Annotated in this window: 7 protein-coding genes and 2 pseudogenes; 2 read left to right on the forward strand and 7 right to left on the reverse strand. The window is 32.1% G+C overall.

Annotated features, from left to right (window positions below; translation table 11 throughout):
• Positions 1 to 3 precede the first annotated feature (3 nt).
• Positions 4 to 999 (reverse strand): RHS repeat domain-containing protein, encoded by a 996-nt coding sequence (locus tag BW983_RS24545; RefSeq protein ID WP_076554077.1) that lies wholly within the window; start codon positions 997 to 999, stop codon positions 4 to 6.
• A 130-nt stretch (positions 1,000 to 1,129) separates the two neighbouring features.
• On the opposite strand from BW983_RS24545, the gene BW983_RS22930 reads away from it, so the two are divergent.
• Positions 1,130 to 1,468, forward strand: a complete 339-nt coding sequence (locus tag BW983_RS22930; RefSeq protein WP_076554078.1) for a helix-turn-helix domain-containing protein — start codon at positions 1,130 to 1,132, stop codon at positions 1,466 to 1,468.
• A 51-nt stretch (positions 1,469 to 1,519) separates the two neighbouring features.
• Here the strand turns inward: BW983_RS22930 and BW983_RS22935 are convergent, their stop codons facing one another.
• Together BW983_RS22935 and BW983_RS24435 are read right to left on the reverse strand one after the other, a co-directional pair.
• Entirely contained in the window at positions 1,520 to 1,987 is a 468-nt protein-coding gene (locus BW983_RS22935) for a hypothetical protein (RefSeq protein WP_076554079.1), read from the reverse strand.
• Between the two features lie 692 nt (positions 1,988 to 2,679).
• Positions 2,680 to 3,049, reverse strand: a pseudogene (locus BW983_RS24435) (RHS repeat-associated core domain-containing protein); the annotation flags it as partial.
• A gap of 128 nt (positions 3,050 to 3,177) precedes the next feature.
• Between BW983_RS24435 and BW983_RS22945 the strand changes: the two are divergent.
• A complete protein-coding gene (locus tag BW983_RS22945; RefSeq protein WP_262484601.1) occupies positions 3,178 to 3,444 on the forward strand; it encodes a helix-turn-helix domain-containing protein in 267 nt (88 codons plus the stop codon).
• 475 nt (positions 3,445 to 3,919) lie between these two features.
• On the opposite strand, the gene BW983_RS22950 is transcribed toward BW983_RS22945, so the two are convergent.
• From BW983_RS22950 to BW983_RS24445, 4 genes and pseudogenes are all read right to left on the reverse strand, one after another.
• Entirely contained in the window at positions 3,920 to 4,480 is a 561-nt protein-coding gene (locus tag BW983_RS22950; RefSeq protein WP_139329345.1) for a hypothetical protein, read from the reverse strand.
• Between the two features lie 17 nt (positions 4,481 to 4,497).
• A complete protein-coding gene (locus tag BW983_RS24440; protein ID WP_228409070.1) occupies positions 4,498 to 4,863 on the reverse strand; it encodes an RHS repeat-associated core domain-containing protein in 366 nt (121 codons plus the stop codon).
• Positions 4,854 to 5,414 (reverse strand): hypothetical protein, encoded by a 561-nt coding sequence (locus BW983_RS22960; RefSeq protein WP_139329346.1) that lies wholly within the window; start codon positions 5,412 to 5,414, stop codon positions 4,854 to 4,856. Before BW983_RS22960 ends, BW983_RS24440 begins: the two co-directional genes overlap by 10 nt.
• Before the next feature lie 722 nt (positions 5,415 to 6,136).
• A pseudogene (locus tag BW983_RS24445) lies at positions 6,137 to 6,316 on the reverse strand (RHS repeat-associated core domain-containing protein); the annotation flags it as partial.
• Between the last annotated feature and the right edge of the window lie 76 nt (positions 6,317 to 6,392).

A 6,392-nucleotide genomic window follows, 5' to 3' on the forward strand; every position in this document is an offset into this window, starting at 1 on the left:
AAATTATTTATCTTTTAAAAGGTGATTAATTACTTGTTGCTGATTACCTTTATGAGAATATCCTACTATTTCTACACCATTAGAGCTATTTCTAAAATATACTCTTGCGCCTCCTCTAGATCTTGCCTCAAAAACATTTTTACCAATATTTTTAGTCCCAATACCAGGATTTATATTACCTAACTTTAATTGTTCTATTAAAGCGTTAGCTTCTTGACGCAACAAAGCATTTCCTTTAAATGTTTCTTGCGCTAATTTTAATATTTTAGCATCCTTTTTCACGACTGAACTTATTGTAACTTCTTCAGCTTCATTTACTAAATTTTGCAACGCTTTAGCATTTCCATGCTTTAACTGCAAGCCAATTACTGCCAAATGAACAACTTGAATAGCCTCCTGATCTTCAGGGTCTTGATAATCAACCACTGCATCAAAAGTAGCCCAACCTGCTGAAGCAGCAAGATTACTTCCACCCATTAGGAATGTTCCCATAGTAAAAGCCAGGTTTCTTTCAAATTTTTCTGTAGCAAGAGCAGCTTTACTATTTCTGATACCAAAAGCTAATCTATCTTGAAAACCATGATAAGCACTTAAGCTTTGGATTCCCATAAATGATAGTTTAGAATCACTTATATTTTTGGTTAGCTTAATTTCTCCAATTTCAATAGGATTATTAGGAGTAGATCCTTTCTTTGGTGGATCTTCTCCAATCATTCCCGTTGGATCATTAAATTTTATAGGATTTCCATAAACATATGAATATGGACTATAAGCAAATTGTAATTCACTCAAAAGATCATGTACACCCCATCTTCCAATATCCGGCATATAAAACCTTGCTCCATAATCATACATACCTGTCTCTTGTAGCTCTTTACCATTGTACTTATATTGATAAGCATTCTGAGTTGTAGCAGTATAATAATGTAGCCATCCAAAAGGATAATAATTATTTTCTTCAAGAACTTCTACTCCACTTCCATTATGGAAATAACTCAAGCGGATATTTCCATAATGATCTGTGTAATCGTAAATATAATTATTTTTAACAAAATCAAAATAATCTCAATGTATACGTCTAGTAACTATAATTTGAAAAAATTTTGATTTTCTATCGTTTTAATACATTATGAAGTCTATAATCTTTGATAAGCATCTTACAGAGGTAAGAAAAGATAAAAATATATCGCAGGACGAAGTGAGCAAAATTATTGGTGTTCATTGTGCTGCCATCGGAATATATGAACGAGACGAAGTAAAACCTTCGATTGAAGTGGCTATTAAAATTGCAGATGCTTTGCAGGTTTCTTTGGATTATCTTATAAGAAAAACTTCTTTGGAGGTAGACAGCAATACTTTAAAACGTATTGAAGAGATTGGTAATTTATCAAAGTCTGCTAAAGAACAGATTTATTTGGTTATTGATGCTCTGGTAAGAGATTTTAAAGCTAAACAAGCGTATTCGTAGAAAATTACTACTTTATAAATAAAACCCCACTGCAATGCGGTGGGGTTTTATTTATCTCTGGGCTTTACCCGTTCCATCAGAAGCGTAACCTTCTAATATATTTATGCTTAAACGAGCTACTCCTTTTTTATAATGAGAATAATGCCCCTTTTTTTCCGTAAATAAGCTATCATTTTTTTGCTTATCGTTCAAATAATTGATTATTCTAAAATTTGCATTATCCGTGTTATAAATTTTATCCGTAACATTTCCGCTATATAGTAAATAATTAGATTTATTATTAAACCATAAAAAATCTACATATTCATTTTTATTCTCTGTTTCAACATAATCATTATTAGGCTTTGTTATCCCATAATATTTGCCTGGAATAAGGTAACAGGTTCCTCCGTATCTTTTCCACATAGTAATATATTCTCCATTGGTTGCTTTAAAAAAGGAACGGCTTTGGTCAAACCAAAGAAACAAACCTGCAATAACACAAACCAATACAATAAGGATTTTAAATATTTTTCTCATATAATCATGTTATTTAGGTCCGCGTAATGGATTTGAAGATTGAGTCTTATAAACTGCAGCACGTCTATTATTATAGTTTTTATGTCCGAGAGTATGTCCTACTTTTTGTGCTTGCTGGGTTGTTTGTCCTTCAGTAGCTAAACCACCTTGTTGCCAACTTTGAAGAGCATCAAATCCTAATCTTCCTGTTCCCCAAGTTAAACCATTATTTCCTGCAATATATCCCGCTGCAAAATTTCCACCGTCCCTAGCTGAAGCTATAACAGCAACATTATCTGCTTTATCTCCTGTGTCTACAGAAAATAAAACACCTCGATAAGTGTAAGCTGCTCTTTCTTCTTTAGGAATTTCTTGAATACCATTTACTTCTCCATTAGGACCATTAGTTTTGAAATCATATTTTGCACCACCTACACCATTTTTCATATAACCAATAATATTAGGCTCATTAGGACCCATCAAGTCATTTAGAAAATCGTTACCGCTCAAATCTCCAGGGCTGATTACAGCACCTACAACAGCCTTATTGTCATCCCCCATAAAAGAACGAGGAGTTAATGAGTTTGCAATATGGTCAGATGTTTCAACATCATAATTACCTTTATCATCTGCTCGATAAATTCCGTTATTTCCATCATCTTTTGCACTTATAACAGTATATGTGCCATCCTTGTTTTCTCTCACTCCTGTACTATTAACGCCACGACCATCGGGATCAATAAACCTTATCGGATTATTTACAGCGTAGTTGTAAGTGGAGTGTCTGCGATATTGTTCCGCCAGCGGATCTACCACACCCCATCTTCCAATATCCGGCATATAAAATCTCGCTCCATAATCATACATCCCCGTCTCTGTTTGCAACTCCTTACCATTATACTTGTAATTATAAGCACGATTTCCAGCTAAATTATTATACCCCTCATGCTTCAATCCAAAAGGATAATAATTATTTTCTTCAAGAACTTCTACTCCACTTCCATTATGGAAATAACTCAAGCGGATATTTCCTAAATGATCTGTGTAATTGTAAATATACTTATTTTTAACAAAATCAAAATAATCTCAATGTATAAGTCTAATAACTATAATTCGTAAAAACTTTGATTTTCTATTGTTTAATAAATTTATGAAGTCTATAACTTTTGGTAAGCGTCTTACAGAAGTAAGAAAAGATATCGCAGGACGAAGTGGGCAAACTCATAGGTGTCCACTGTGCTGTCATCGGTAGATATGAGCGTGAGGAAGTAAAACCATCTATTGAGATGGCCACGCAACTGGCAGAAGCCCTAGAAGTGTCTCTCGATTATCTCGTAGCGTCTACAGATATTCTACTGGATAAAAATATTGTCGCTAAAATTTTAGATATACAAAAACTAAAAGAGAACGATAGACAACATGTCTTCGCACTCCTGGATGCCTTTCTCAAACAAACTAATCTGCAAAGCATTTTATAAAATAACAAAGCCACTCAAACGAGTGGCTTTTGCTTTAATAAATTCTTTATTTATTCAATAGATTTTTTTATATAATAAAAGTTCAAAGTATTTAATACTAAAAGACTAATTAAAAATAGTATTGATGAACTTAAGTATATGTCCTGTTCAATAATTCCTTTGAATAAAATTAGGTTTTTAAACCAAATGATTAATAACAATATTGAAGAAGACAATATGTATTTAGAGTTCCTGATAGATATAGTAATTATAAATAACAATATAGATAATAATATTTCCATATCTATAATAAAAAAATTATTGGGATAATTACTAATATCAAAACTTATAGATTCTGATTTAAATACGTCTAAAACAAAATGATATAAAGGATACGCAGGAGAAAAATTATAAGCAATTTTAATACTTAAAAATCCTATTACTACAAATAGGGCTACGATAATAATTATATATTTCTTTTTCATATTAATTCAATTTATGAACCTGACCCAGTTCCTTTCTTTTCTTGATTTCCAGTTCTCGCATTTGGCTGAACCTGAAAGTTATTCCAACTAACATTCTGAAACCATTTTACTGGATTTACACCTTGATCTGTTCTTTGTATTAATGGCTTTAAATAAGGGGTCATAGAATCATCAATGTTAGTGTGCCCTGTTCCTGTCATTGTTGCTTTTATAGAGGTTTGACCAGTAACAGTTTTTGAACCACCATCTCCAGAAAACATATTTTTATCAGCACTTAAGCTAATAATATTTTGAACATTACCTCCTAAACTTGCAGAATATGGATCTGAACTATAAGCAGTTCCTCCTCCTGCATTTACAGATACAGGCTCCATTGTTAAGACTAGATTAATATTTTCAGTTGTTGAACTTGCTGCATTAAGAATATCTTTCCCTCCTAAACTATGTCCTATCATTATAACATTCCCATCAGGATTTACGCTTCTGTAATTACTAATAGTTTGAGTCATATGAGTGGCAGCCAAACCACTATCAGTTCCTGTATAAGCTGCAACTGCTATACTACTCCTCAAATTATTTTTAAGACTAGCTATTGTAGATTTTTAGGAAGATTGGAATAAAGGGTATTCGTTCCACTTCCAACACCATTTCCATTTCTTCCATCAGCTCTTCCTAACCCTAAAACAACTAAAGTCAACTGATTTTTATTAAAATTATCTGCTGGAACAGCTTCTAATCCTTCTAATTCTTTATGAGACGTTACTTTATTTTCAGAAAAATTATAATGAGATTGATAAGCATATTTTTCAGAAAGCGGGTCAACATTGAAAAACCTTCCCACATCTGGCATGTAATTTCGCCATTTAAAACTGTAGAATCCTGTCTCCTGTAATCTCTTGTCTTTGGTACTTGTAATTATAAAGCTATCTATTGGTAGCTCTTGTATTACCAACATTCATAATGATCAGTCCATTTTTTATTTTCAATAATTTTAGCTTTATCAAACTTAAAGTAATATTTGGCAATTGACCCACAATATTTGGGACTCCCTTGAAAAAAGGGTACAACATCAATTCTTAATTGATTATCTTTAATTTCAGAAAATATAGCAGCATTTAATGGTCCATTTGGAATTCCTTGATATTGTACAACAGTTTTAAATACGGTTTTAAATTGTGCATTCATTTCCCAATTACTATTCATATTTTTGCCAGATAACTCTTTAAGATCTTCATCTTTTCTTAAAGGTTTTATTTCATCTTTTTCTGATAAAATATTCTTATAAAAATTGCTAGAATCATTTTTATCTAAAGGATAGGGATAGATTGAATCATAAATATATAACCCTGAAACATCTTTTCCAAATTCTTTTATTGAAACTTCTTTACCGATAAAATCCTTACTTACAATTGCATATGCTTCATTATACATTGTTTTTGCTTGAGAGTTACAACCGATAAACGTAACAAGAGCTATACAGTATACAAGTACTTGATAAGTTTTCATTTTATATTTTTGTATTAAGTTTATTATTTTCGAGGAATTTTAATATATAAATCTGTTTTAGGATCAACTTTCAATGGCCCTTTAGAGTATGCCTCACTACTAAATGCACTAAAGTTAATACCTCCTGAATCCATTGGAGAATAAGATTTTCGTTGACCGAACGGTAGTTTAAACCCTTTCGAATTATCTAATTCAGTTCTAATTACATTAATGACTTTTTTTTCGTTATCACCTTGCATACCATATATAGATGTTGCAGAATATTCTTTTCCGTCATCTCCAACAAATCCATCTATTAAATTATTATATTTATGGCTTACTTCATGAAGAGTGGTCATTCCATATCCCATCGTTAAAGGATTTAAAGATTGACTAGCACCATTTATAAAACCATCTATTTGATTAGTATTTATATTTAAGTCAAAAACTTGTGTATAGCCTGCTTTTCCATCAATTGTTTCTCCTCTACCCTGAATTTCTTGTATAGATGACCCTCTTGTATTATCTGAATTAATCTGATAGTCAGTTCTGTGATTATCAATAGCACCTTTCAACATATCACGAGCTGTCTTACTTCCTCCCATATCAGAAGACTCTTTGTAACTCAGTTTCCCATTATCACCTACAGATAATTTCAATCCTGTTTCTTTTTCTAAATCACTTACAATTTTATTTTGTGTATCAGCAGAAATACTTTTCCCAAATGTTATATCATAGTTTTGCATTCCATCCGGGTCAATAAATCTAATTGGATTATTGTAGGCATAGGTGTAAGTACTCCATCTTCTCGAAGTTTCAGCAAGAGGATCCATAACACCCCATCTTCCCAGGTCAGGCATATACATCCTTGCTCCATAATCATACATTCCAGTCTCTTACAACCCCTTCCTGTTGTACTTATAATTCATATAGTTTGCTGAAGGTTACTAATCGTATCTAGCAGGTTTGCCTTCTTCAAAAACAATATCTTCAAGACGA

This window comes from Chryseobacterium ureilyticum (assembly GCF_900156735.1).
Taxonomy (GTDB): domain Bacteria; phylum Bacteroidota; class Bacteroidia; order Flavobacteriales; family Weeksellaceae; genus Chryseobacterium; species Chryseobacterium ureilyticum.